Source organism: Chryseotalea sp. WA131a (assembly GCA_025370075.1).
In the GTDB taxonomy this organism is placed as follows: domain Bacteria; phylum Bacteroidota; class Bacteroidia; order Cytophagales; family Cyclobacteriaceae; genus ELB16-189.
Genome location: CP073016.1, coordinates 827,633 through 853,891, shown reverse-complemented (window position 1 = coordinate 853,891; position 26,259 = coordinate 827,633). Strand labels below are relative to the sequence as shown.

General features: G+C 42.5%; 18 protein-coding genes. 4 read left to right on the top strand and 14 right to left on the bottom strand.

The genetic code is table 11. The features are described 5' to 3' along the window. Positions 1–145: 145 nt before the first annotated feature. Both ppk1 and gyrB read right to left on the bottom strand, forming a co-directional pair. Positions 146–2,275, bottom strand: a complete 2,130-nt coding sequence (gene ppk1, locus KA713_03910; protein UXE67759.1) for a polyphosphate kinase 1 — start codon at positions 2,273–2,275, stop codon at positions 146–148. 62 nt (positions 2,276–2,337) lie between these two features. Beyond that, a complete protein-coding gene (gyrB, locus tag KA713_03905) occupies positions 2,338–4,302 on the bottom strand; it encodes a DNA topoisomerase (ATP-hydrolyzing) subunit B (protein ID UXE67758.1) in 1,965 nt (654 codons plus the stop codon). Positions 4,303–4,438: 136 nt separating this feature from the next. On the opposite strand from gyrB, the gene KA713_03900 reads away from it, so the two are divergent. After that, positions 4,439–5,806 carry a leucine-rich repeat domain-containing protein gene (locus KA713_03900; protein UXE67757.1) on the top strand — a complete coding sequence of 456 codons (1,368 nt, stop codon included), beginning with the start codon at positions 4,439–4,441 and terminating at the stop codon, positions 5,804–5,806. Positions 5,807–5,915: 109 nt separating this feature from the next. Here the strand turns inward: KA713_03900 and KA713_03895 are convergent, their stop codons facing one another. Continuing rightward, entirely contained in the window at positions 5,916–6,854 is a 939-nt protein-coding gene (locus KA713_03895; protein ID UXE67756.1) for a polyphosphate kinase 2 family protein, read from the bottom strand. Between the two features lie 156 nt (positions 6,855–7,010). On the opposite strand from KA713_03895, the gene KA713_03890 reads away from it, so the two are divergent. Then, complete coding sequence (locus tag KA713_03890) at positions 7,011–7,478, top strand: hypothetical protein (GenBank protein ID UXE67755.1); 468 nt, start codon at positions 7,011–7,013, stop codon at positions 7,476–7,478. 51 nt (positions 7,479–7,529) lie between these two features. Here the strand turns inward: KA713_03890 and KA713_03885 are convergent, their stop codons facing one another. The 10 genes from KA713_03885 to KA713_03840 all read right to left on the bottom strand — a co-directional run bounded on the left by KA713_03885 (position 7,530) and on the right by KA713_03840 (position 23,798). Further along, complete coding sequence (locus KA713_03885) at positions 7,530–7,958, bottom strand: putative toxin-antitoxin system toxin component, PIN family (GenBank protein ID UXE67754.1); 429 nt, start codon at positions 7,956–7,958, stop codon at positions 7,530–7,532. Positions 7,959–8,231: 273 nt separating this feature from the next. Next, positions 8,232–10,634, bottom strand: coding sequence for a DUF3536 domain-containing protein (locus KA713_03880; GenBank protein UXE67753.1), 2,403 nt, complete (start codon positions 10,632–10,634; stop codon positions 8,232–8,234). 95 nt (positions 10,635–10,729) lie between these two features. Further along, a complete protein-coding gene (gene glgB, locus KA713_03875; protein UXE67752.1) occupies positions 10,730–12,691 on the bottom strand; it encodes a 1,4-alpha-glucan branching protein GlgB in 1,962 nt (653 codons plus the stop codon). A 34-nt stretch (positions 12,692–12,725) separates the two neighbouring features. Then, entirely contained in the window at positions 12,726–16,043 is a 3,318-nt protein-coding gene (gene treS / locus KA713_03870) for a maltose alpha-D-glucosyltransferase (protein UXE67751.1), read from the bottom strand. Positions 16,044–16,046: 3 nt separating this feature from the next. After that, positions 16,047–17,993, bottom strand: coding sequence for an alpha-1,4-glucan--maltose-1-phosphate maltosyltransferase (locus KA713_03865; protein ID UXE67750.1), 1,947 nt, complete (start codon positions 17,991–17,993; stop codon positions 16,047–16,049). Positions 17,994–18,002: 9 nt separating this feature from the next. Further along, positions 18,003–19,790 (bottom strand): alpha-amylase family protein, encoded by a 1,788-nt coding sequence (locus tag KA713_03860; protein UXE67749.1) that lies wholly within the window; start codon positions 19,788–19,790, stop codon positions 18,003–18,005. Between the two features lie 78 nt (positions 19,791–19,868). Next, on the bottom strand, positions 19,869–21,158 hold the full coding sequence (locus KA713_03855) for a NupC/NupG family nucleoside CNT transporter (GenBank protein ID UXE67748.1): 1,290 nt from the start codon (positions 21,156–21,158) through the stop codon (positions 19,869–19,871). Positions 21,159–21,244: 86 nt separating this feature from the next. After that, a complete protein-coding gene (locus tag KA713_03850; protein UXE67747.1) occupies positions 21,245–21,850 on the bottom strand; it encodes a bifunctional nuclease family protein in 606 nt (201 codons plus the stop codon). 165 nt (positions 21,851–22,015) lie between these two features. Continuing rightward, a complete protein-coding gene (locus KA713_03845) occupies positions 22,016–22,963 on the bottom strand; it encodes an electron transfer flavoprotein subunit alpha/FixB family protein (GenBank protein ID UXE67746.1) in 948 nt (315 codons plus the stop codon). A 100-nt stretch (positions 22,964–23,063) separates the two neighbouring features. Further along, positions 23,064–23,798: an electron transfer flavoprotein subunit beta/FixA family protein gene (locus tag KA713_03840; protein UXE67745.1), complete on the bottom strand. Its 735-nt coding sequence runs from the start codon at positions 23,796–23,798 to the stop codon at positions 23,064–23,066. Positions 23,799–24,037: 239 nt separating this feature from the next. Here KA713_03840 and KA713_03835 point away from each other — a divergent pair, with 239 nt between their 5' ends. Both KA713_03835 and KA713_03830 read left to right on the top strand, forming a co-directional pair. Continuing rightward, positions 24,038–24,352, top strand: coding sequence for a tetratricopeptide repeat protein (locus KA713_03835; protein UXE67744.1), 315 nt, complete (start codon positions 24,038–24,040; stop codon positions 24,350–24,352). A 37-nt stretch (positions 24,353–24,389) separates the two neighbouring features. Next, a complete protein-coding gene (locus tag KA713_03830) occupies positions 24,390–25,136 on the top strand; it encodes a prolyl oligopeptidase family serine peptidase (GenBank protein ID UXE69018.1) in 747 nt (248 codons plus the stop codon). Between the two features lie 66 nt (positions 25,137–25,202). Here the strand turns inward: KA713_03830 and KA713_03825 are convergent, their stop codons facing one another. After that, complete coding sequence (locus tag KA713_03825; protein UXE67743.1) at positions 25,203–26,192, bottom strand: zinc-binding dehydrogenase; 990 nt, start codon at positions 26,190–26,192, stop codon at positions 25,203–25,205. Positions 26,193–26,259: the final 67 nt, after the last annotated feature.

Below are 26,259 nucleotides of genomic sequence, written 5' to 3'. Positions count from 1 at the left end.
ATCTGGATACTATTGACTTCACGTTGCGAGGCTGATAGTTTACGCGCATCGCACTGATACAAATAGGTGCAGGAACCTAAATAGGTGGAGGACATACATGGATTAAATCGATAGATTGAGAATCCGTTAAAATCAGTCCGAATGATCAGAATAATTTCACCTCTTGTATAATCTCCTTGGTGACTTTGTAAAACTCTTTATGGATATTGAATAGTTCCTCTCCGTTTTGCTCTTTAATCACGTAGCTGCCGTCTTCCTTCATGGTGTAAGCGTTTACATTGTCGCGGAGGTTGTAGCGCAAAATATTCATGGCTTGCTGGCGCAGCATGTCTTGCTCGAGCATAAACAGTGATTCAATTCTTCGATCAAAACTGCGCACCATGGCATCGGCACTGCCGATGTACACTTTGGGGTCTCCGTCATTATGGAAATAATAAATTCGCGAGTGTTCCAAGTATTCGCCCACAATCGAAATCACTTCAATGTTTTCGCTTAAGCCTTTGCGCCCTGGCCGTAGGCAACACATGCCACGCACAATCAGCTTAACAGGCACTCCGGCTTGCGAGGTTTCATACAAGGCATCAATAAACTCTTTGTCCTGGACAGAGTTGAATTTAATGATGATGCCCGAAGGTTTTCCGTTTCGTGCATTCTCTGCTTCTGTCCGCATCAACGCAATCAACTGATTGCGCATGTCGCGTGGAGAAGTGATTAAGTTTCGATAGGTAGAAGGATCGGAATGACCCGTAATAACATTAAAAAACTCTGACACATCGTTGGCATAGGCCTCCCGCGTGCTGAGCAATCCAATATCGGTGTAGAGTCGTGAAGTTGTTTCGTTGTAATTTCCACTGGATAGGTGTACATACCGATATACGCGGTCGGGCTCGTTACGCACAATCAACAATAATTTGGTATGCGTCTTTAAACTGCTCACGCCATAAATCACAAAGCAACCCGCCTTCTGTAGTTTCTGTGCTTCGCGCAAATTGTTTTCTTCATCAAAGCGCGCCTTCACTTCAAATAAAACCGAAACGTGTTTTCCAGCTTCGGCTGCTTTCAATAATGCAGCGCTCACACGCGAATCTCCTTTGGCCAATCGGTAAATGGTGATCTTGATCGAAAGCACATAGGGATCTTCCGCTGCTTTCTCAAGTAGCTCCAATACCGGCTCCATGGAGTTATACGGATGGTGCATCAAAATATCACGCTCTTTCAATACTTCAAACAAATCGCGCGTGCCCAATTCAGGAAACGATATTGGTTTTACTTGCGGGGGAAGTTGCTGTCGCTTGTTCTTAAATTCTTTGTGACCCACAATTTGATTGATACCCGAAAAATCAATCATGCTTTCGCGCGGGATTTGAAAAATATTCAAATCGTCTAAATCCCATTGAATTTTCAACATGCGGATCAACCACGGATCGGGATTTTCTTCCACGTCCATGCGCACTACTCTGCCCGACCTGCGGGTTTGTAGTTTGCGCTTCAATTCATCCAAAAAATTAGATTCAATATCTTCGCTCTCTTCCAACGTGAAATCTCCGTTGCGATTGATCCGAAACAAATTGATAGCCGCAATTTCTACATTGCGAAAAAGGTGATGAATATTATGACGAACAATGTCTTCTACCGGCACAAACGAAATCACACCATCCAATCCTAAAATTTCATAAAAGCGTGGAATATTGCTCGGCACTTGAATGAACGATACGCGCAATTGGTTGACCACATCTTGCGGGGCTTTGGTGACCACCCCAAACAATAGACGATTATTTTTTAGCACCGGAAAAGTATGGTAACTATCAAACATCATCGGTGTCAACATCGGATAAATCGTGCGCTGAAAATATTGATCCACCCGTAAACGGTCATCGTCTGATAGCAATTCGTAATGGGCAATTCTAAAATTGTTTCGTTCAAAAAGCGGCTTGAGTCGCTTGATAAAATAATCGTTCTGCTCAAATACAAATTTTTGAATCTCCGTCAACAGGTATTGTCGAAATGGCTCTTCGCGCAAGCCACTATAATCAAAACGCTCTTTGCCATAATCCAAGTAATTGTACAAGCTGCCCACGCGAATGGTGCAAAACTCATCGAGGTTAGAGGCAGTGATGGCCAGAAACTTTAGCCGATCAAAAATGCTTCGGTCGATGTGCTTGGACTGATCGAGCACACGGTAGTTAAACTTCAACCAGCTTAAATCGCGACTGATATACGGGCTATCGTAAATCTGTTTGGCAATGGGATTTTCATCCGCTGCTAGGCTCTCCATTTAACTATGAATTTGCGTTTATAAAATAAGTTCACCAACTAGAAAACCCGTTCATCCGATGCTTAGATATCAATCTTCGCATACTTCGCATTCTTCTCAATAAAATCTCTGCGCGGAGCAACTTCATCGCCCATTAGCATGGAGAACAAATGGTCTGCTTCTGCAGCCGACTCAACATTCACTTGCTTCAAGGTTCTAAATTGCGGATCCATGGTAGTGGTCCACAATTGCTCAGGGTTCATTTCTCCCAACCCTTTGTAACGTTGCACGCCCACGCTGTCCTCTTTTCCCTCTTTACTCATCTCCTTGATCAAGGCATCGCGTTGTTCTTCGTTCCAACAATACCTTTCGTCTTTGCCCTTTTTCAATTGATACAAAGGTGGCAAAGCAATGTACACATAGCCTTGCTCAATCAAATCGCGCATGTAGCGGAAGAAGAATGTCAAGATCAACGTGCGAATGTGGCTACCGTCCACATCGGCATCCGTCATGATGATGACCTTATGGTAGCGAAGTTTGGATAAGTTCAGTGCCTTGCTGTCATCGGCTGTGCCAAAACTTACACCCAACGCAGTGATCATATTCTTGATCTCTTCGTTCTCGTAAATCTTATGCTCTTGTGCTTTTTCCACATTCAAAATTTTTCCACGCAAAGGAAGGATGGCTTGAAAATTTCGGTCGCGGCCTTGCTTGGCAGAACCGCCAGCCGAATCACCCTCCACCAAATACAATTCGCATATCGCTGGGTCTGAACTGGCACAGTCGGCCAACTTGCCCGGCAAGCCGGTGCCTGATAATACATTTTTCCGCTGCACCATTTCACGTGCCTTCTTGGCGGCAATGCGTGCCTGTGCCGCTAAAATAACTTTGCTTACAATCAATTTTGCTTCGCGCGGATTTTCTTCCAAAAAGTTTTGGAGCATCTCCCCTACTGCAACATCCACCGCACCCATGGCCTCGCTATTGCCTAGCTTGGTTTTGGTTTGTCCTTCAAACTGTGGCTCTTGCACTTTCACCGAAATCACGGCCGTCAACCCTTCTCGAAAATCGTCACCGCTGATTTCCACTTTTGCTTTCTCCAGCAATCCTGATTTATCGGCATAACTTTTTAATGTGCGCGTTAAAGCCCTGCGGAAACCCGCCACGTGCGTACCACCCTCGTGGGTGTTGATGTTGTTGACATACGAAACCAAGTTTTCGCTATACGAAGTGTTGTAGCCCATTGCCACTTGAATGGGAATGTCGCTCTTATTTCCGTTCTCGATATAAATGGGCTGGGCGATCAATTTCTCACGAGTAGAGTCTAGGTATTCGACAAATTCGCGTAACCCACCCACCGAAAGAAAGGCATTTGATTTTGGAACTCCGTTCTCATCTTTTTCGCGCAGGTCTTTTAGGTTAAGTTTGATGCCTGGGTTGAGGAATGACAATTCGCGCAAACGGTTGGCCAGTGTTTCGTAGTTGTATTCTTGGGTAAGGGTGAAGATTTCAAAATCGGGTTTGAAATGAACAGTTGTTCCTCTTTTTTCTGATTCGCCAATCACACGAACGGGATATTGAGGCACACCGCGCTGATATTCTTGCTCAAAAATCTTTCCTTCGCGGTAAACGGTGGCCACCAATACAGATGACAACGCATTTACGCACGATACTCCTACCCCGTGCAATCCGCCAGAAACTTTATAGGTGTCTTTATCGAACTTTCCGCCCGCATGAAGCACCGTCATGACTACCTCCAATGCTGAACGCTTCTCTTTTTCGTGCATATCGGTAGGAATACCACGGCCATTGTCTTCTACTGTGATGGAATTATCTTCGTGAATGGTGACATGCACATCATCGCAATAGCCGGCCAACGCCTCATCAATAGAATTATCGACCACCTCATACACCAAATGGTGGAGCCCCTTAACACCGATGTCGCCAATATACATGGCTGGGCGCTTGCGCACCGCCTCTAAACCTTCTAAAACCTGAATATTACTCGCTGAATAACTCGTGTCTTTCTTTGCCTGTTCTTCGCTCATTTTGGTATTTAAATAATTAGGCGAAAATACGGTTTTTAAACGGTTTTTGAGCCATTTTTTAGAAGATTTATGAATGATTTTGAGGTTGCAAATGAGACTGCTTTTTTAATTACAACTAAATGTTTAGTTTTAATTTATGAAAGCACCAAAGCAGGGTATTTTACTATTGATTTTGGTTGGATTTGCAACCACAAGCTGGAGCCAAAACAAACTGCCAATCTTTAAAGAAAAAACGGACTCGATTGAATACGAAAAAATCAGTCTCCGCATGCGCGAACTCTTTACCATGATGCGCGATACCAGCAACATCAATCGCGATAGCATCTCTACTCGTGTCTCGTATTTAATGAAACGGCAAGAAAGCATGCGCGACAAAATTAGTGGCTTTCGGTATGCATTTGAACCCGCTTATCGAGTACTTGAGGATATCTTGCCAGAAGAGCGAGATACAATTACCCAAGTAGCCATCATCAAAAAATCTGAATTGCCAACAGCGCTCTATCGTTTCAAAAATCTGAAGGCGCTCGAGTTGATAGACAATCGGATGAACAAATTGCCGCGAAAACTTCGGAAGTTTAAAAACTTAGCCACACTAAAAATCTATTCCGATAAATCCGGAAAAAATTTGAAGCTGCCCAAAAATTCGACCATCAAAACGCTGATTATTTGCAGCCCTCATCTTCCTAAGAAATTCAATTCACTTAAGAATTTGCATCGACTGGATTTATCTAAAAATAATTTGAAGGAGTTTCCGAAACTAAGCGGATGCAAAAAATTAACAGAGCTTTCGTTGCGGGAAAATCAACTTACCCTTGAAAATCTTAAAGCCAACAGCAAAACGTTAGAGATACTGGAATTGCAAAACAATCATGTTAAACATGTGCCTGCTGCCCTTGTCAACTTTCCAAATTTGAAACGATTGGGGCTGAACTACAATCAGATTGAAAGCATGGATGGCCAATTAGCGCAGTTAAACAAATTGGAGCAAGTTGGTTTGTATTCCAATCAATTAGTTGCCGTGCCAGAAGCGTTGTATCAAATTAGTTCGCTAAAAGAATTAGACTTGTACTATAATCAAATCGAGCGGTTGGGCGAAAAGGCTGCGAATTGGAAAAAGTTAGAAGTGCTTTATCTATCCAACAACAAACTACTTTCACTGCCGCTAAACATTGGTGAATTATCAAATCTGAGAGAACTGTATTTGCACAGCAATCGACTGAGTGAATTGCCTGAGAGTGTTGGTAAACTTGCCAACCTTAAAATCTTGCGCGTCAACAGCAATTACCTTCCGTTAGTACCGGATGCCTTGTCAAACCTACAAAAAATGGAACGACTGGATATTGCCAACAATCAATTAAACTCATTGCCTTTCTCTTTCTTTCAATTACCCAAACTCAAATTCATTTCACTTTTGGGAAACCAGTGGGATGAGGCTACACGAAAAGAAATCAGAAAGCAAGCAGAGGAGTTAGAGAAGAAAGAGGTAGTGGTTTTGTTTAATTAAAAAATCAGTGCCCGTTGTTCTCATCTACAAAGCTTATGAAGTTAAAGTTACTTATCAATTCTCTTTGTATCCATTTGCTTCCTGCCTCTTACTGAAGATTGGCTACTGCCTACTTTTTAACCCTCGTTTTCTTAACAATCTTCTCATTCTCTTTCTCTGCCATCAACTTAAGTTTTGCTTTTTGCAATTCTGCTTTTTGAGAAGGGCTTACGGTTGGGTAATTAATGTCAAGTTTATCAAATTGACGAGCAATGATGGAAGCAATGGCTAAGCGAGCAAACCACTTGTCATCAGCCGGTATCACAAACCAAGGCGCGTACTCGGTAGAGGTGGCGCTTAGTGCTTCACTATAAGCTTTCTGATAGTCGTCCCAAAAAGCACGCTCCTTTAAATCGCTCAGCGAAAATTTCCAATTTTTTGCAGGGTCTTCAATGCGTTCGAGAAACCTTCTTTTTTGCTCTTTTTTAGAGACGTGTAAAAAGAATTTCAGAATGACAGTTCCGTTGTCTGTTAAATTCTTTTCAAACCTGCGAATTTGCTTGTAGCGCTGCTCCCAAAATTTTTTGTCAATTTTTTTCACGGTATCGATACCCGGGATATTTTCATTCAAAATCCACTCGGGGTGAACTTTGGTTACCAACACATTTTCATAATGCGAGCGATTATGAATTGCAATTTCGCCACGTGAGGGTACGGCCAATTCGTGCCGCCACAAATAGTTGTGATCTAGCTCTTGCTGACTGGGTGCCTTAAAGCTGTACACTTTTACCCCTAAGGGATTAAAGCCTGACATGATGTGTTTGACCGCACCATCTTTGCCCGCGGCATCCATGGCCTGCAACACAATCAGCACTCCGTATTTATTGTGGGCATACAGTTTGTCTTGTACTTCAGCCAAATGTTTACGGCCAGCATCAAGAAGTAATTCTGAATCTTGCTTATTTAAAATTTTGCCCGAGTATTTAGTAGAGAAGCTCTTGAGCTTAATGTTTCTCTTGGCCTTTACTTGCAAGACCTTAATGTCAATCAATTTTTTGTCGGTAATCATACTTAGGGGTTTAAAAGAATGACAAGCTACTTTTTTTTATTAAAATAAGACAGGTGATTTTATCAAGATTTTAGGTTCACGAAAAGACATTGAAGAAAAAGCACGTTGGCTTGATTCATTGGTATTCTTTTGCTACATTTCTAAACTCAAATTGTCATGAAAAATTTTGCCTACCGCTTCGCTATGGGCTTATTAGCTTTCGCTTCTGTTTCGGTAAGGGCTCAGCAAAAAGATATTGAAGCCATTAAAACTGTAATCGCAAAAGAGACGTTTTCCTTTATGAATGTGAACCGCAAAACCTGGTCAGATACCTGGTCGAAAGTTCCATATGCATATTGGTCGTATTCCGATTCTACCGGCACTAGCTATGTAGAAGGTTGGGAAGCACTCAACAAAACCTTTGATGAATATTTCAGAACACAGAAGCCATCGAAGGCCACCATCACCAATGAGTGGCAAGAAATTAGAGTTTATGGTAATGGTGCTTACGCACGATTTGTACAAAAAGTAAAAGACGATATAGACCGTGACGAAACATCACAAATGCGCGTGCTAGAAAAAAGCAAAGACGGTCAATGGAAAGTGATTTGCGTAGGCGCGATTGCGAAATATCCGAAGGAGTAATTTAGAACTTGGGGATTCGGTGTTGGGACTTAGGTATTAGGGTTGGGAAACCTAAAGAGGGAACATTTTTTCAAACTCATTCTTCTCTATAATTTTCAATTTGCGGAATTGATTTTCAAGGTTTTTCTTTCTGTAAAGTATATGCATATCCCCACTGGTTACAAAACCCGAATTCTTCTGCAACGCCAAGGCAATAATATAGTTATCATCTACATCCTCAGGAATGTAATTTTTGATTGGATACGTAAGTTGAAAATCTGTGGTAATTTCTTTTAATAGTTTAACGGCTTTTCGAACATTCAATCTATACTTTTTGATATGTTCATATCCCAATACTTTACTAAACTCACTTATTAACTCATCACAGGAAAAAATATCAATCTCATAGAGGTCGATAATATCAATAATTCGTTGATGGTTATTAGTAATAAAGTAGCTTATCCAGATATTGGTGTCAAGCACAAATCTGTTTACCCTCATTTCTTACGCTTAGAGGAATGCTTCCACTTATCAATTTGCTTTAGGGTAGGTTTTCTCAAACCATTAGGGACATTTGCAATTCTTTCAACTCTCTTTTTTTTGAGGCGCTTCACGCGCAGTTTCGTCAATAGAAGTTGCTGCTCCAAAGGATTCATTTTCGAAGCCTCCTTTGTAATTTCAATCAGTATTTCTGATGATTTTAATACCATTATTAGAAATAAATGCTACCAAATATAGAAATTATTTTCTTTAAATCAGCTGGATATCCAAGCCTTATGCCTCCACCTTCACGCCCAAATTAAAGCCAAGCAGCACAAATTGCTCTTGCCATTCGGGTAAAATGGTTTCGGGTGTATTTTTCTTTTCAGTGGAGATTTCAAAATAAAGATTCTGGCTTTTGTAAAAATTAGGCTCTAACCCAAACTTTTTCAATAGTGGAAAAACACGGTTCAACCGATGCAGTCGCTTCACGTTGCCAATATCAGTAGCGATCCGTCTGATCTCTTCAAAAATACTATCGCCCGCCAAACGCGCTATTTTTCCCGTGTCTTCGATTTTCAAATTCCATCTTGTCAACTCCTGCGAAATGCGTTCCATCTCTTTGGTATTGATTTTTTCGGGTTGGAAACAATTGACCAAATCGGCATTCAGAATATACTCAAAGGTGGTGCGGTAGGCATTGGGTATTGGTACATTGTTGTTGGAAAGTGCATTGACCAACGTGTAATCGGTATCGTAGGTTCTGCGAAGCGAGCTTTCCAAATCTTTCAAGCTTTGCTGCGCAATCATATCCAAAATTTTGCGCTTCTCATCCGCAAACATTTGCCAAATCGTATATTTTTCTGGGCCAAAGTATTGTTGCATAATACCCATCACATCGCCCAATCTTCCTTCTTCAAATGCCTTCACCATCCTAAACTGCATGCCTGCAAAATCATCGGGCTGCATGTCCAAAGAAATATTGCCAATGATATTGTGCTTTCCCAAATAGATTACCGCAAAGGCAAATTTCTTTTCTGATTTGGTCACCAGCGATTTTACTTTGGTGATGCTCAATACCAACTTTTGCTCCCCCGCTTCCTTTTTGATAAACGATTCATTGCTGGTGCTGTAATTGAAAATGGTGAGTGCCTCGGGTTCTTCTTCAAAAATGGAAGAGACTGCAAAGTGCATGCCCACTCGTTTTAAATTGGTACGGGCTGGCAACACTAGCTTTTGATAAACGATCGAACCATTTTCGTGGGTATTGCTGGGTGCTTTTTCCAATCGCTGCGTAAATTCAGGTTCTAAATCAACGCTACCAATCTGGCTGGCCAACTGCACCACCCGGCAGGCGTACTGCATCACTTGTGTTGTCTCTATTCCCGAGATCTCATCAAAAAACCAACCGCAACTGGTGTACATCAACATGGCATGGCGCTGCATTTCCAATATGCGTAAGACCCTATTCTCGGAGGCGTTCGGAAGTGCGTGATGCTGGAGCAGATTCTGTATTGTATTGTCATTTCGGTTCAACACCACCTCAATGTATTCGTTGCGTGCAAGCCACGGGTCCTTTAATACTTTTGCACCTTCTTCTTCAAATATTTTTTGCACCGAATCGCGCAACCAATCCAATGCCTCGCGCAAAGGAGCGCGCCATTTCTGGTGATATCCTTTTCCGCTGTTGCATCCACAGTCGCTGCGCCACCGCTCTACTCCATGCACGCAACTCCACGAGCTGTTTTCAATAATCTGCACTTCATCCACGGGAGGAAATTTCTCTAAAAATTGTCCATAGTTAACCAGGCTCACCTGCTTGTCTTTTTCCATATAATCCAAACAGAAAGCCAGTGCCATTTCACCATGCTTATGATGGTGTCCGTATGTTTCACCATCGGTTGCCACGTGTACCAATTGAGGTTCCGTATCATTTTTATCGATACCGTTGGTGAGGCTTTCGGCAAAGCGTTTTCCGTCATTCAATAACCCATTGAATGCAATGCCCTGTGAGATGTTGCCTTCGTAGAAAAATAAGTTGATGGATTTTCCAGAAGGCAGTTTGCAGAGGTACCCTTTGCGGGTATTAATAGTGCCCTCGTTCACGTCTGTCCAAGATTCGGTACCGATTTTTCTAAAAGATTCTGCCTGGCGCGGAGCTAACACCGTAAACTTTATATGATGAGCAGCCAAAACTTCCAGCGTGGCATAATCAACAGCCGTTTCTGCCAGCCACATTCCCTCTGGCTTACGCTTAAATCTCTTTTCAAAATCGCGAATGCCCCAAATGACTTGCGTTTCTTTATCGCGCTGGTTGGCCAACGGCATGATGATGTGGTTGTACACCTGGGCCAGCGCAGAACCGTGACCTCCAAAATACTTTATGCTCTCGCGGTCAGCTTCCAAAATACCTTCATAGGTTTCTTTGGCATTTAATTCCATCCAGGATAAAAGCGTAGGGCCAAAGTTGAAACTGATTTTCGCGTAGTTGTTGGTGATTTTTTTGATGACACCATCTTTGCCTAAAATGCGAGAGGCCGCGTTCGGATCGTAACATTCAGCATTGATGCGCTCGTTCCAATCGTGATAAGGATGAGCAGAGTCTTGCACTTCGATCACTTCCAGCCAAGCATTTTCGCGTGGTGGTTGATAGAAATGACCGTGGATGCAGATGTATTTATTGGATGTGGTGCTCATTTTTTTTTGGGTTATTGGACTTCAGGCGGCAAGCCACAGGCTATCAAAATTGGAAAAGCGTGTGGCAGGTAGCATGAAGCATCTGGCGTTTTGGGTTACTCAATCTCAAACTCCGCTACTTCTTCATTTAATTTCAATACAATACAACCCAATGGCGGCAAGGTTAACGATACAGAATAATCTTTTTGATGGAACTTAACGGGTGTCGTGTGCAACAATCCTTCATTCTTTGCACCGCTTCCGCCAAAGTCAGAATCATCTGAATTGAAAATTTCTTTCCACGTTCCGCGATAAGGCACACCTACCCGGTAGTGCTGACGCGTTTCTGGCGTAAAGTTACAAATCACCATCAGCAAATCCTCTTTGTCATCTGCTTTGCGAATATAGATGATGACACTGTTCTCTCTGTCCGAATAATCTGACCATTCAAAGCCACGATCATCAAATCCATATTGGTATAGAGACTTTTCATTTTTATAAAGTGCATTCAATGCCTTCACAACTTTCAATACGCCTTGGTGCTTGGTACTTCCATTCAACGAATCCCAATCCAAGCTTCTGTCATGGTTCCATTCTCCTGTCTGACCAAATTCTCCACCCATAAACAACAATTTCGTTCCGGGGTGAGTAAACATATAGGAATACATCAAGCGAATATTGGCAAACTTTCTCCACTCATCGCCTGGCATTCGGCCGAACAACGAACCTTTGCCATGAACCACCTCATCGTGCGAAAGCGGCAACATAAAGTTTTCGGTAAACGCATAGATGATACTGAAAGTAATCTCATCTTGGTGATACTTGCGATGAACCGGGTCTAATTTAAAGTAATGCAAGGTATCGTGCATCCAGCCCATCATCCACTTCTGGCCAAAGCCAAGTCCGCCTAAATAGGTTGGCTTCGAAACGCTTGGCCACGCAGTTGATTCTTCCGCAATGGTGACGGCATCTGGAAAACTGCTATACACCACTTCGTTGAATTCTTTTAAGAATGAAATGGCTTCTAAATTTTCATTGCCACCGTATTGATTCGGGATCCACTCCCCTGCTTTGCGAGAATAATCAAGATACAACATAGACGCCACTGCATCTACACGTAAACCATCGGCATGAAAAATATCCAACCAAAACAATGCGTTGCTAATCAAAAAGCATCGCACCTCATTTCGTCCATAGTTGTAAATGTAACTGCTCCAATCTGGGTGAAAGCCTTTACGGGGATCCGCATGCTCGTACAGATTGGTTCCATCAAATCTGTACAACCCGTGTACATCACCTGGAAAGTGAGAAGGTACCCAATCGAGTATCACGCCAATTTCAGCTTTGTGAAGAGCATCCACCAAAAACATAAACTCTTGCGGGTTGCCAAAGCGACTAGTGGGCGCATAGTATCCGGTTAGCTGATAGCCCCACGAGCCAAAAAATGGATGCTCCATTACAGGCAAAAACTCTACGTGTGTAAAGCCCGCTTCTTTCACGTAATACACTAACTCATCGGCCAACTCTTTATAACTCAACGAGCGGTTACCATCTTCTAGTTTGCGTCTCCAACTGCCCAAGTGCACTTCATAAACTGAATATGGTTTAGGAGCAGAACTATTTTTTTTCCGCTCTGCCATCCATGATTTGTCTGTCCATTTATAGTCATGATTCCAAACGATAGAAGCCGTGGCTGGCGCAATCTCTGCATAAAATGCAAAGGGGTCGGCTTTCTCCAAATACTCGCCTGTATTTGAAAGAATGGCATATTTGTATGCTTCCCCTTTTCCGATACCTGGAAAAAAACCTTCCCAAATACCAGATTCGTCCCAACGGGGAGAGAGTTTGTGGTCTTTGTTACTCCAATTATTAAAATTACCAATCACCGAAACATTTCGGGCATTCGGAGCCCACACTGCAAAGTACGCTCCCGCTTTACCTTTATGTGTTGCCAAGTGGGCGCCCAACTTTTCGTAGAGCTTAAAGTGCTTGCCCGATTTGAACAAGTGCACATCATAATCCGTCAGCAACGAAAAGTGTTCAGGCTCTTCTACCATCTTCTTTATTTTTTTGCCCATTTGGTATAAATTAAAATAGTTGAATCTCTTCCTATTATTTCTTTTTCATCATCTCCTTTGCCAACTCATACCGCTTCATTTGGTACCGAATGCCGCGCAGAGGAATATTTACCCAATCGGGGCGACCATTTAACTCGTAGCCCAACTCATACACTGCTTTTTCAATCAAATAGGTACGAATCAAAATTTCGTTTTCTGGCGAAAGCGATTTTTCCATTCCAATCTTTTCCAAATAGGCACCTAAATAGAACCGGCTTACATAATGTTGCCACTGCTCTGCCCATTGCTCTAAAAATTCCAAATCCTTTTCTCGGTAGTTTTCATTGAGCAAAATCTTTCCGAAAGCAGCATAATGAAACGAACGCATCATGCCCGCTACATCTTTCAATGGATTTTTCTTTAATCTGCGTTCGCTAAAACTAAAGCCGGGTTCACCTTCAAAATCGATGATGATAAAGTCTTTTCCTGTAAACAATACTTGACCCAAATGATAATCGCCATGAATACGTGTTTTAATGGCGTTGATCCGGGTTTGATAAATTTCACTGAAGCACTCCAATATTAAATCTTCCATCTCCAATACTTCGATAGCTAACTTTTTAGTTGCTTCATCAAGTTTGGGCAACGATTGTCTCAATAATTTCAGTCGATCGTTTAACAGTTTACGGAGCGATGAATACAACGAGCGCTGATAATTCGCAGAAAAATATTCTGGATCAAAAGAAGGACTTGATTTATCGGAAGCAAGCGCCAAGTGCATTTCGGCTGTGCGCTGACCTAAACGAACAACCCGTTCATAAAAACCTTTCCCAATAAACTCTTGAATCAACTCAGGCGCGTCTTCAAACTTAATGGCATCGCGGTTTACAAGTTTGGGCAGTTTTTCTTTTTTCGCTTTCGCCATCACGCGCTCGTAAAAACGCCCCACGGAATCCAGCGTCATCACCCAACTATCGCCTTGGTTCTCTACCTTCTCTTGCAGCAAACCAAACACCATGGTTTTATCATCATTGTCACGATACTCCACACTTCCAGCATATTTGGGCGCGTTTTTAAAATTTGTATTCTCCGATAAAAATCGAACAATCTCCAAATCTGGATTGATTTCATTTTCTATTTTTCGATAGAATTTGAAAAAGTATTGATCGTTGTAAATGATAGAAGTATTGCTTTGTTCTGCTTTTAAAATCTTAGACTCAACTTGGTCTGAATTTAACTTTACATAGACGCTGGAATTGAACTCCAATACACCATCATCATCCTTGATTCGCGCTTTGCGATCCATACTGGTAAATAGAAAATCACGGAAGGCTTTGTTGTAACTGCTATCCATGATAAAACCCGTCTTGTCTTGAATTTCAGCTCGGCAAACTACACTTTGCGGAATAAACTCGGTTTTGTCAAACAGATTGTCGGCTGGAACAAAACACATTGGCAAGAAATACAATTCAGGCAAGCGTTGCACATAATCTACTTGAATGATGGTGAGGTAATGTGTTTCACCTTCCACTTTTACAGGAATGACTTTGTGGATGCCCATTTTGCTGATGACCTTGGCCTTGCCTCCAAACCATCGGCATTTTTTCATGAAAGGCTGAAGAACCTTTCGCTCAATAATGCGCACTTCGTTATAGTTTCCAAACAATCGTTCCCACGATAAATCAGATTGATAGAGAAACAACTCATTACTATTGGTGGCCGACTCCTTTGCTTCAGAAGCATCCGCCTGAAACCAAAAATAACCATACGGACCAATGGTGATATTGTAATCACCTACGCCAACACTTTCAAAACGATTCTGGCTAAACACTTCGGTGATGTCGCAATCTCTGAAATCAGAAAGGTTAAGTGTGGTGGCTTGTGAGAACTGTGATAAGTTGGCTACTACAATCACTTTTTGGTTTTGATACGAACGAGCAAAACACAATACTTTCGAATTAGTGCTCTCAATAAACTTTAACTCACCTCGCCCAAATACATTGAGTCGCTTACGCATTGCCAACACATTTCTCACCCACCACATCAACGATGACGGGCTTTCTTCTTGCGTGGCCACATTCAACGATTCGTATCGATAGATGGGGTCGGTCACAATGGGCAAAAACAACCGTTGAGGATTGGCATCCGAAAAACCAGCATTGATGTTCAAATTCCACTGCATCGGTGTACGGACACCGAACCGGTCACCTAGATAAATATTATCACCCATGCCTATTTCGTCACCGTAATAAATCACGGGAGTTCCCGGTAAGGAAAACAAAATTGTGTACAGCAATTCAATTTTTCTTCGGTCGTTGTTAAGCAACGGTGCAAGTCTACGGTTGATACCTAAATTATGTTTGGTGTGGGGGTCCGTTGCATACGCCTTGAACAAATAGTCTTTTTCTTCTTCGGTCACCATCTCCAGCGCAATTTCATCGTGGTTACGCAAGAAAACAGCCCATTGACCAGCGGCAGGTGTTGCCGGAGTTTGTTCAATTATATCAATGATGGGATAACTGTCTTCGGTGCGAAGTCCCAAAAACAATCGAGGCATCAACGGGTAGTTGAAGTTCATGTGGCACTCGGTTCCTTCACCAAAATATTTGGCCGCATCTTCGGGCCACAGATTTGCTTCAGCAATTAGGATGCGGTCTTCATAATGTTTATCAATATGTGAACGAAGACGCTTTAAGAAAGCATGTGTTTGGGGTAGGTTCTCGCAATTCGTTCCTTCTTCTTCAAACAAAAACGGAACGTTGGGCAATCGAAAACCATCCACGCCAATCTTCATCCAAAAGTCAACCACCTTTATCATTTCCAACTGTACTTCCGGATTATCAAAATTAAGTTCGGGCTGATGGCGGTAGAAGCGGTGCCAATAATATGCCTTCGCTTCGTTGTCCCACGCCCAATTTGAGCTTTCGGAATCGGTAAACATGACGCGGGCTTCCTTATACTTATCGGCCGTTAAGCTCCAAACATAATAATCTTTATAACGCGAACCCTCTCTTGCTTTGCGCGATTTTTGAAACCACGGGTGCTGATCGGAGGTGTGATTGAGAATCAATTCTGTGATGACTCGTATATTTCTACGGTGTGCTTCCTTTAAAAACAATTTAAAGTCAGCAAGTGTGCCATAGTCTGGATGAATGTCACAATATTCGGTTACATCAAAACCATCGTCTTTTAGTGGTGAGGGAAAGAATGGAAGCAACCATAAGGTATTGATGCCAAGATCTTCGAGGTAATCTAGCTTTTGAATGAGCCCAGGAAAATCACCAATGCCGTCCGCATTGCTATCGTAAAAAGCACGGACGCTCAACTCATAAATAATAGCATCTTTAAACCAAAGCGGGTCGTTTTTGGGCATGGCTTACATGTTTGACTCGTGTATTTCAATTTTAAACAAATGGAACGGCATCTTGTGTGGATTGAGTTCTACAAAATTCCACTCCTGCGTCCACGTATAATATTCATCGGTAATCAAATCGTGCAGTTTGATATTGATTTTATCCCCCAAATTCAATCGCGACTTTGGTAATTGCACATACCCTGATTGTTTGCCATTCACATCCAAATTAACAACTACCAGAATAATGCTTGACAAATCATCTGTTGCTTTTAAATACGCCAACAACTGACTGTTTTCAATCGGGCAGAATTGAATGTTCCAAGTAGATTGCAGCGCTTCGTTTTCTTTTCTGATTTTATTGAGGATTGACATGATGTCTGTCATCCGATTGGTTCTCTTCCAATCGTAGTGGCGCACTTCATATTTTTCCGAATTGTAATATTCTTCTTTTCCTGCAATGGGAGTGTTCTCGTAAAATTCATACGAGGGTCCGTATACACCGTAATTAGAAGATAATGTTGCCGCCAAAGCATAGCGCATAATGAAACTGTTTTCCCCTTGAATTTGCAAATGATAAGGAAGAATGTCGGGCGTGTTTGGCCAAAAGTTAGGACGGAAATAATTGCGCGATGCCCCATGCACTAACTCATTCATGTACTCCACTATCTCTTGTTTGGTTACACGCCAAGTAAAGTACGTGTAGGATTGTGTGAACCCAACTTTGCCAAGCGAAGCCATAATCTTCGGACGGGTAAATGCTTCCGACAAGAAGATAACATCTGGATTTACTTTTTGTACTTCGCTTATCACCCATTGCCAAAACGGAATGGGCTTGGTGTGCGGATTATCGATTCTGAAAACAGAAACACCTTGTTCCATCCAAAATAAAAATACTGACTTCAATTCTTCCCATAGGTTTTTCCAATCGTTAGATTCAAAATTGAATGGGTATATGTCTTGGTACTTTTTTGGTGGATTCTCCGCGTATTGAATGGAACCATCCGGACGTTGCTTAAACCAATCGGGATGGTCTTTGACATACGGATGGTCGGGCGCACATTGAAAGGCAATGTCCATGGCCACATCGATTCCCAACTTCTTTGCTTCGAAAACCAATTTCTTAAAATCTTCTAGCGTGCCAAGCGCTGGCAATATCGCTTTGTGCCCACCTTCGTCACTGCCGATTGCCCAAGGGGAACCCGGTTCACCTTTTTCGGCACGCACATTATTGTTTTTTCCTTTTCTATTGAGCTTACCGATTGGATGAATGGGGGGAAAATACAATACATCAAAACCCATGGCGGCCACGCGTGGCAACAACCGAATACAATCTTGAAAAGTGCCGTGTTTGCCTACTTCCATTGAACTGGAGCGGGGGAAAAATTCGTACCAAGCACTAAAGTTTGCTTTGGTATGCTCCACGATAACTTCTACTTCTTCTGCGTATTGGGTTTCGTTTTCTTTCAGCGGATAATCATGAACAATTTTTTCAAACTCTTTGCTCAATACCAAATCGATGGCCTCTTGGTACTTGGCTGTATTCTCCAATTTTGTTGCCAAATTGAGTAGGTTAGCAAGACCATTGTTTGCTAAAGTCTTTAAAAAATTGGCACCCTCCATCAACTCTACTTTCACATCTACTTTGGCGGCCGCTTTCTTTTTGAGCCCATCGTACCACGTTTCGAAATGGTCAATCCATGCATGGATAGTAAACACATAAATTCCCTTTTCCGCCACATGGAAAGATGCGCCCCATTCATCATTGTAAGTAGGAAGCATCTCTTTTGTATGCCATTTGGCAGTGCCTTTCTTTTTAAACAGAAGGGAAGCACGGAGGTGGTCGTGGCCATCGCCAAAGATGGCGGCAGTAACTTGTACGGTTTCGCCAACGGTGCGCTTAGCAGGATACAAACCACCCTCCACTACGGGTTGAACATTTTCAATGATGACGCGAGACTTTCCTAGCATAATTGACGATTACTTAATTTTTAAAATGAATGAACTGTAGGCCGGAATCTCCATCGACATTGTTAGCTTTTCATTGATACCAATTTCGGCACCACTGCGCAGCAAATCACGGCCCACGTAAGCTGTGCCTTCTGAGAGTCCTATTTCATTTGCCAGTTCTTTTGGAATTTCAACTTTTACAGCTTCCATTTTTGAATCAAAATTGGAAACAATGATAAGTTTCTCTTCTTGGTGATATCGAGCAAACGCGTGAACGAAGGCGGACATATTCCCTTTCTGTTGGTTGTAATTAGTAAGGTCTGTATACTTTCCTCGTGCAATTGCTTGATTGCTGGAAGCGAGTGCCAAAATATCTCCGTAGAATTGCCGCAGTTGTTTTTGTTCATCGCTTAATTGGCCACCGTCAAACTTCAACTCGTTCACCCATTTTTGATGTTGCGGCACACCCCAATAATCGAACATAGTGGTGCGACCATCGTCACCTGAAAATCCTTCGGCTTTTGCTCCCGGCTCACCAACTTCTTGGCCAAAGTAAATCATCACAGGGCCTTCGTCAATACAGGCACTCACCACCATGGCTGGCACCGCCTTCCATGGGTCGCCAGCAAAAAAAGGAGAAGCAAAACGTTGCTCGTCATGATTCTCCAAAAAATGAAGCATGTTGTGGTTAATGCCTTTCAAGCTTTCTTGTACGTGAGCGATGCCGTTGGTATGCGCTTTTTGGTTGACCATCAACCGAAGGGTATCATACAATTGTACTTTATCGTACAGAAAATCAAACTGACCGTTGTCTAAATAATTTCGGTATTGAGCAGGGTTATATATTTCGGCAATGAAAATTATTTCAGGATTTACTTTTTTGATTTGTGGGATTGCCCACTGCCAAAATTCAACGGGCACCATCTCCGCCATATCGCAACGGAAGCCATCTACTTTTTTATTTGTCCAATAGATCAAAATGTCGCACATCTTTTCCCATGTATTGGGGATAGGCTCAAAGTTTTTCTTTTCACCATTTTGATAATCGATTCCATAATTCAGTTTGATGGTTTCAAACCAATCGCCCAAATTGGGTGCAGCCGTAAACTGATTGTTGCCTGTAACCTTGGCGGGATTTTCCGAAAAATTTCCATCTGATTTAGGAGCTTCCAATTCGTAAGGTCCCTTGGGGGGCTGAAAAGCATGGCCAGGCAAATAGTAAAAGTTATTGGTCGACTTAAAAGAAACGGTGTTGTCATCACCTTCACCTAAATCTTTAATATCAGCAGGCTTGGCATCTGATTTATATGACCGCGCCACGTGGTTCGGTACAAAATCAATTATCACTTTCAATTCTTGGGCATGGGTTCGCTCTACCAATGCTTCAAATTCCTTCATTCGATTCGGCACACTTACTGCTAAATCAGGATTGACATCATAATAGTCTTTGATGGCATAAGGCGAGCCGGCCTTCCCTTTTACCACATCAGCATCGTCTAGGGCAATTCCATATTTGGAGTAATCGGTTAGCAAGGCATGTTCGATGATGCCCGTGTACCAAACATGGGTAACCCCCAATTGCTTGATGCCTTTGAGTGCGGCTTCGTTGATGTTATCCATCTTGCCTACGCCATTCTCTTCAACAGAACCGTAAAACTTGTTGGTCGAGTTTGTGTTGGAAAAAAGGCGGGTCATCATTTGATAGACAACCATTTTGCTGGTGGTTCCGGGCATCGTGGGGGTATCGGGTATCTTTTCTTTTGGGGCGCTACAGGCTAATACCAAAATAGCCAATAGCAGAAATGAGCACTTTTGCATAGTTCAGTTTAGGCTTTCAAGATAGCAAAAGCTGGCTATTTAAATGCAAAATAATGCAAGGAAATCCGCGAATTAGATCTAAAAAATTGCCCCTGAAATAGTAGCGGTCATCATGGTAGCCAATGAAGCGGCCAACATCGCTTTGAAACCCATGCGCGATAAATCACCCTGGCGACCGGGTGCCATACCTCCGATGCCTCCAATCTGAATAGCTATTGAACTAAAGTTGGCAAACCCGCAAAGTGCATAGGTAGCAATACGAATCGATTTTGCATCGAGTATTCCGGCTTCTTTCATCTGCGACAAATCAACATATGCTACAAATTCATTGATGACCATTTTCTGCCCTAGCAAGCTGCCAACACTTAGTGTTTGCTGCCAATCTACCCCCATCATAAAGGCAAAAACACGGAAGACTTGACCTAATATATATTGCAGTGAAAATCCATTGAAGGCACCGTTCGTGCTCGTCTTCACAAATTCATTCAATCCTGTTACCGCTCCTACAAAATCGACTAACACCCAATTGACGGCATAGATAATCGCGATGAAAGCAATCAACATCCCACCGATATTCAATGCGAGTTTTAAACCATCAGCCGCACCACTGGCCAAGGCATCTACTAAGTTTACACCTATCTGTTCTTTGTTTACTTTTAGTTCGGTATCAATTTTTTCGGGTTCATCTTGGGGGTAAAACATTTTTGCCAACACAATGGCGGACGGTGCATTCATAATGGAAGCGCACAGCAAATAGGTGGTGAACAACGTTTTTTCTTCTTGGCTATTTCCTCCCAGCAATCCCACGTAAGTAGCCAACACGCTTCCTGCCAAGGTGGCCATCCCTCCTACCATTAAACAAAACAACTCTGACTTGGTCATTTTGGCGATGAAGGGTTTCACCAATAGCGGTGCTTCCGTTTGGCCCATAAAAATATTGGCGGCTGCCGAGAGGCTTTCGCTTCCCGATAGGCGCATGGCTTTGGTCATCAGCCACGCAAAACCGAAAACAATTTTTTGAAGGATGCCTAAATAATACAGGCCTGCCGTAACAGCCGAAAAGAAAATCACAGTTGGCAATGCTTGAAAAGCAAAAATAAAACCTGTGTTGGAAGTATTGGAAGCCAACGAGCCAAATACAAACGAAGAACCTTCGCGAGCAAACCCAAGGAAGGTAACGAACTTGTCGCTAATAAACTCAAAAACCACACGCACAAATCCAACCTTGGCAATGGCCAACCCAATCACAATCTGAAATAACATGCCAATTCCCACCAACTTCCAATCGATTTTCTTTCTATTCCCCGACAGCAGGTAAGCAATGGCAACTATAAAAAGGAGACCGATAATGGCACGTAGGTAATCCATTTTTGACTTTTAATCGATGGTAATTATCATTCGGTGGGCGGCATTAAAAAATTTAGAATCTAAAATCACAACTCAAAACTCACAGATCAATTCCTTTTCCCCAACTCATCCCGAATCTTTGCAGCCTTCTCATAATCTTCTTTGTCAAGGGCATCTTTCAATAACTCTTTCAATTTGTCGATGCTCAGATTTTTATAATCGTCTGAAGATTTTTTAGTGTTTTCCTTTTTAATTTTTGTTTTCTCTGGCTTGGTTTCAATTTTTTCTTCTTCCTCCTCTTGGTCGGTCAGCACAATGCCCGCCTCCGATAAAATATTTTCGTAGGTGTACATGGCTGCATCGAACCTCAGACCGATCGCAATGGCATCGGAAGGCCGCGCATCAATTTCGGTTTTCTTCAAACCATCGGTGCAAATGATTTTGGCAAAGAACACGCCTTCTTTCAAATCAGAAATAACAATTTCTTCGACATGAAAATGAAATGAGTTGGAAAACGCCTTGAACAAATCATGTGTCATCGGGCGGTTGGGCACAATTTTTTCTATTTCGATGGCGATGGCTTGTGCCTCAAACATGCCAATAATAATGGGCAGTCTTCGGTTTCCTGAAACTTCGCCCAACACCAAAGCGAACGAACCCGTCTGCGATTGGCTGGAAGACAGCCCTAATATTTCTAATTTGATTTTCTTCACTCGCTAAATTTTAAACCGTCATTGCGAGGAGGAGAAGTTCATGAACTGGATTCCCGAAGTAATCTCCAATTTAGAAAAGCAAATTGGGGATTGCTACGACTGTCCTAACCACCTTCATTCGTAGCAGCCTTGCAATAACGTAAATATATTAATTTAAAAATTCTATCACTTCATCGTCTTCACCGCCTCGGTCAACTTCGGCAACACATCAAACGCATCACCCACAATTCCGTAATCGGCAGCCTTGAAAAATGGTGCTTCGGGGTCTTTGTTAATCACCACAATGCATTTGCTTGAGTTTACTCCCGCCAAATGCTGAATCGCACCTGAGATGCCCACGGCAATATAAAGTTGAGGGGCTACTTTCACACCCGTTTGCCCAACATGTTCATGGTGTGGCCTCCAATGCATATCGGATACAGGTTTGCTGCAACCAGTAGCGGCATGTAGTGCCTTTGCCAATTCTTCTAAAATACCCCAATGCTCAGGGCCTTTCAGTCCTCTTCCACCGGAGACCACTATTTCTGCTTCGGGCAACAAAATATCCCCGGTTGCTTTTTCAGTACCTGTGATTTTTGTGTTAAAATCAGCTTCATTTAATGAAACAGGATAAGCAACAACTTGTGCTGAACCACCTACTTCTTTGGCTTCGGCTGCATTCTTTTTGATCGCTATCACTTTCTTTTGGTTTTTCAATTCTACCAATGAAAATGCTTTCCCTGTGTAGATGCTACGTTTCACCACAAAACCTGCCGAAGGAAGCTCCACCACATTGGAAGCAAAACTTGCGTTGATTTTCACCGCTACTTTTGCACCTACCGGAGTTGCCAGCGATGAATTGGCCAAAACCAATACATCTGCGTTTTCATCTTGCATGGCCTTGGTAATCACGGAGGCAAAAACTTGAATAACAGGGTGGTCTAATTTTGAATCAGCTGCATGCAAAACTTTCTGCGCGCCATATTTTCCGAGTGACTCCAATTCACTAGAACTAGCCGTTCCCAACACAATCGCTGTAACGCCAGCACCCATTTGATGGGCATAGGCCACTGCCTCAAGCGAGGTCTTTCTTACTTTTCCTTCTGAGGTCTCTACAAAAACTAAAGTTGCCATTTTATTATTTTCGATTTACGATTTTTGATTTATGATTTAAATTTAAAAGAATATCGAAGTCAGGAGTTAGGATGCCTAAGTACTAACACCCTAGTCCCAATTACAAAACTTTCGCCTCGGTTTTCAGTCTCGTTACCAACTCGGCCACATTATCGGCACTAATCATTTTCACTGCGCCTTTGGGTGCGGGCAGTTCAAACTTTTGAACATTAACGCTTACATCTGTTGCTTTTGGTTCAACAACTTTCAAAGGTTTGGTACGGGCCGACATAATGCCACGCATATTCGGAATTTTCCATTCCGCAATGGGCTCTTGGCAACCTGCCACCAAGGGCAAACTTGCCTCTACGGATTCTTTACCGCCTTCTATCTCGCGCGACATTTTTGCCGTTGTTCCATCTAAGTCTAACTTCATCACGGGTGAAATTGAAGGTATTCCCAATAGCTCACCCACCATGGCATGAACCACACCCCCGTTGTAGTCAATCGACTCGCGGCCCATCAAAACCAAGTCATAGCCCTTTGCATGTTCAGCAATCTGATTGGCTACAAAAAACGAATCAGTCGGTTCTGCATTTACACGAAGTGCATCGTCTGCTCCAATCGCCAGCGCTTTGCGAATGGTAGGCTCTGTATCGGCCAAGCCAACGTTTAACACGGTTACTGTTGTTCCCGCATTTGCTTCTTTTATTTCAATCGCTCGAGCCAAGGCATAATCATCGTAAGGGCCTATTATGAATTGAACCCCGTTGGTATCGAACTTGGTGCCGTTATCGATAAAATTGATTTTAGAGGTGGTGTCGGGTACGTGTGATACGCAAACTAGAATTTTCATATTGTCTTAACCTTGATTATACATTTAAAAAATTATTACTAATCAAATCAATTCTGTTGACATTCTATATAGATGATTTACTTGATTTTTGTGAGTAAGATTTTGCGAAAAGTTAATAAAATCATCGGAATCAAATGAATCATTTACAAAACGAATAAAAAAAGTACAATCCGTATTCTACCTTTATCAAATACGGTAACATAGTTTAAATTTGGCTCAAGTTATATCATACAGAAGGAATGAACAACGAACGGATTAAAAAGTTAAAAGAATTAATTGAAGATGACCCTTCCGACCCGTTTCCTCTTTATGGACTGGCAATGGAGCTTGTCAAGGAATCTCCTGAAAGGGCAATCCCAACATTTGAACGATTATTGAACAATTTCCCTGATTATTTGCCAACTTACTACCAAGCCGCGTTGATACTCTTGGAAATCGGCCATACCGAGAAAGCGAAAATCGTATTAGAAAATGGAGTAAAACTCGCTGAAAAGGCTCGCGAACTAAAGACCAAAAATGAATTGCAAATGCAATTGAATAACTTAGATGATTAATACCAACCCTATGAAATATCTATTCAGCTTAGCTATGATGGTGGTTTGCTTATCAGGGCTCGCGCAAGATCTGGAATTATTCCAACGAAAAACGTTTGTAAGCACGGATGGCAAGAAACTTTTGTATCGAATACTTTATCCTGAAAACTACGACTCCACCAAAAAATATCCACTCGTACTTTTTTTGCATGGGGCAGGCGAACGGGGCAACGACAATGAAAAACAACTTATCCACGGTGCAAAGCTTTTTGTAACCGATGAGAACCGAAAGAAATTTCCGGCCATTGTTATTTTTCCCCAGTGCGCGGAAGAAAGTTATTGGAGCACAGTAAAAATCGATAGAACCAAGACACCCATACACTTTGACTTTGATTATTCACGACCTGCCTCCTCCGATTTGAGTTTAACCATTGCTCTTGTAAAAAGTCTTTTAAAAAAGAAATTGATTGATAAAAAGCGGGTGTATGTGATGGGGCTTTCCATGGGTGGGATGGGTACGTTTGAAATCGTGTTCCGAGAGCCAAAATTATTTGCTGCTGCCGTGCCCATTTGTGGCGGTGGCGATGTGAAGCATTATGACAAGCGAATAAAGAAAACCTCCTTCCGCGTTTTTCATGGTGAACAAGATGCAGTGGTGAATGTCAATCAGTCGCGGGAGATGGTAGAGAAAATAAAACAACAGGGTGGCAAGGTAGTTTACAAAGAATATCCCAACGTGAATCACAATAGTTGGGACAATGCTTTTGCAGAGCCTGATTTTTTGAGTTGGGTGTTTGGAAAATAGTCTGTTGTCAATAGTCAAGGGTCGATTGATGCGATTTGCTAATGACTATTGACCAATGACGAGCAATTAAACCTGAAATACAATTTTCCCCACCTTATTCGCTTTGGTGATATCAGGAAAAGACTCTGCAATTTTTGCGAAGGGCCGGATGGAATCTACTATCGGGCGGATTTGGTGCTGACTAACAAATGCTAACATTTCGCTAAACTCATTATCGTTGCCCATGGTGGTGCCTATCAGCGAAAGCTGGTTCCAAAACATTCTATACAAGTCAATTTTACTAGGCAATCCATTGGTAGCTCCGTAGAAAACAATTTTGCCTTGTGGCCGCAACATCTTGATAAAATTATTGAGCTGGTCGCCACCCGCGCTGTCAATCACCAAATCAAAACCGCCTTTCGTTTTCCACAAGTCATCGAAGTTTGATTTTTTGTAGTTATATGCGCCCTTCGCGCCTAGCTTGATAGCTTTTTCTATTTTCTCATCGCTACCCGAAGAGATATATACATTCGCGCCCGCAGCTTTGGCAAACAAAAACGCAAATTGCGCCACGCCACCACCAAAGCCCGAAATCAAAACATTTTGCCCCGCTCTCAAGCCACCTTTACGAAACAACGCCCGAAAAGCAGTGAGCCCGCCCAACGGCAAAGCTGCGGCCTGCAAAAAATCTAAGTGAAAAGGTTTGTGATGAAGTCGGTCAACTCCAACGGTCACATATTCGGCAAACGTGCCGCTCACGGGCATTCCCAAAATGGTGTACTTGGTTGATTGTGTATCTAAATCAGCGCCCCAATCGATGTTGGGATTGATAACCACTTCTCTGCCAACCCACTCTTTGTGCACGTCATCAAAAACTTCTTCCACCACACCGGCCCCATCTGAACCTAAAATTCCGCCATAGCGAATGTTGGGGTATTTTCCCTCGCGAATCCAATCATCTCTTCGGTTGAGCGCTGCTGCTTTGATTTTAACCAATGCCTTACCTGTGCTAAGCAAAGGCTTGGGCATCTCTTTGATTTCAATCTTTCCAGGTTCGGTCAGGACAAGGGCTCTCATAGAAGTTGCTGGTTACTGGTTGTTAGTTGCTGGTGGTAGATACCGCGTATTGGCTACCAGTAACATG

What these genes read in the sequence shown, in the direction of transcription:
- ppk1 (UXE67759.1), bottom strand. Translation starts at nt 2,275, where the DNA reads ATGGAGAGCCTAGCAGCGGATGAAAATCCCATTGCCAAACAGATTTAC.
- gyrB (UXE67758.1), bottom strand. Translation starts at nt 4,302, where the DNA reads ATGAGCGAAGAACAGGCAAAGAAAGACACGAGTTATTCAGCGAGTAAT.
- KA713_03900 (UXE67757.1), top strand. Translation starts at nt 4,439, where the DNA reads ATGAAAGCACCAAAGCAGGGTATTTTACTATTGATTTTGGTTGGATTT.
- KA713_03895 (UXE67756.1), bottom strand. Translation starts at nt 6,854, where the DNA reads ATGATTACCGACAAAAAATTGATTGACATTAAGGTCTTGCAAGTAAAG.
- KA713_03890 (UXE67755.1), top strand. Translation starts at nt 7,011, where the DNA reads ATGAAAAATTTTGCCTACCGCTTCGCTATGGGCTTATTAGCTTTCGCT.
- KA713_03885 (UXE67754.1), bottom strand. Translation starts at nt 7,958, where the DNA reads ATGAGGGTAAACAGATTTGTGCTTGACACCAATATCTGGATAAGCTAC.
- KA713_03880 (UXE67753.1), bottom strand. Translation starts at nt 10,634, where the DNA reads ATGAGCACCACATCCAATAAATACATCTGCATCCACGGTCATTTCTAT.
- glgB (UXE67752.1), bottom strand. Translation starts at nt 12,691, where the DNA reads ATGGGCAAAAAAATAAAGAAGATGGTAGAAGAGCCTGAACACTTTTCG.
- treS (UXE67751.1), bottom strand. Translation starts at nt 16,043, where the DNA reads ATGCCCAAAAACGACCCGCTTTGGTTTAAAGATGCTATTATTTATGAG.
- KA713_03865 (UXE67750.1), bottom strand. Translation starts at nt 17,993, where the DNA reads ATGCTAGGAAAGTCTCGCGTCATCATTGAAAATGTTCAACCCGTAGTG.
- KA713_03860 (UXE67749.1), bottom strand. Translation starts at nt 19,790, where the DNA reads ATGCAAAAGTGCTCATTTCTGCTATTGGCTATTTTGGTATTAGCCTGT.
- KA713_03855 (UXE67748.1), bottom strand. Translation starts at nt 21,158, where the DNA reads ATGGATTACCTACGTGCCATTATCGGTCTCCTTTTTATAGTTGCCATT.
- KA713_03845 (UXE67746.1), bottom strand. Translation starts at nt 22,963, where the DNA reads ATGGCAACTTTAGTTTTTGTAGAGACCTCAGAAGGAAAAGTAAGAAAG.
- KA713_03840 (UXE67745.1), bottom strand. Translation starts at nt 23,798, where the DNA reads ATGAAAATTCTAGTTTGCGTATCACACGTACCCGACACCACCTCTAAA.
- KA713_03835 (UXE67744.1), top strand. Translation starts at nt 24,038, where the DNA reads ATGAACAACGAACGGATTAAAAAGTTAAAAGAATTAATTGAAGATGAC.
- KA713_03830 (UXE69018.1), top strand. Translation starts at nt 24,390, where the DNA reads ATGGTGGTTTGCTTATCAGGGCTCGCGCAAGATCTGGAATTATTCCAA.
- KA713_03825 (UXE67743.1), bottom strand. Translation starts at nt 26,192, where the DNA reads ATGAGAGCCCTTGTCCTGACCGAACCTGGAAAGATTGAAATCAAAGAG.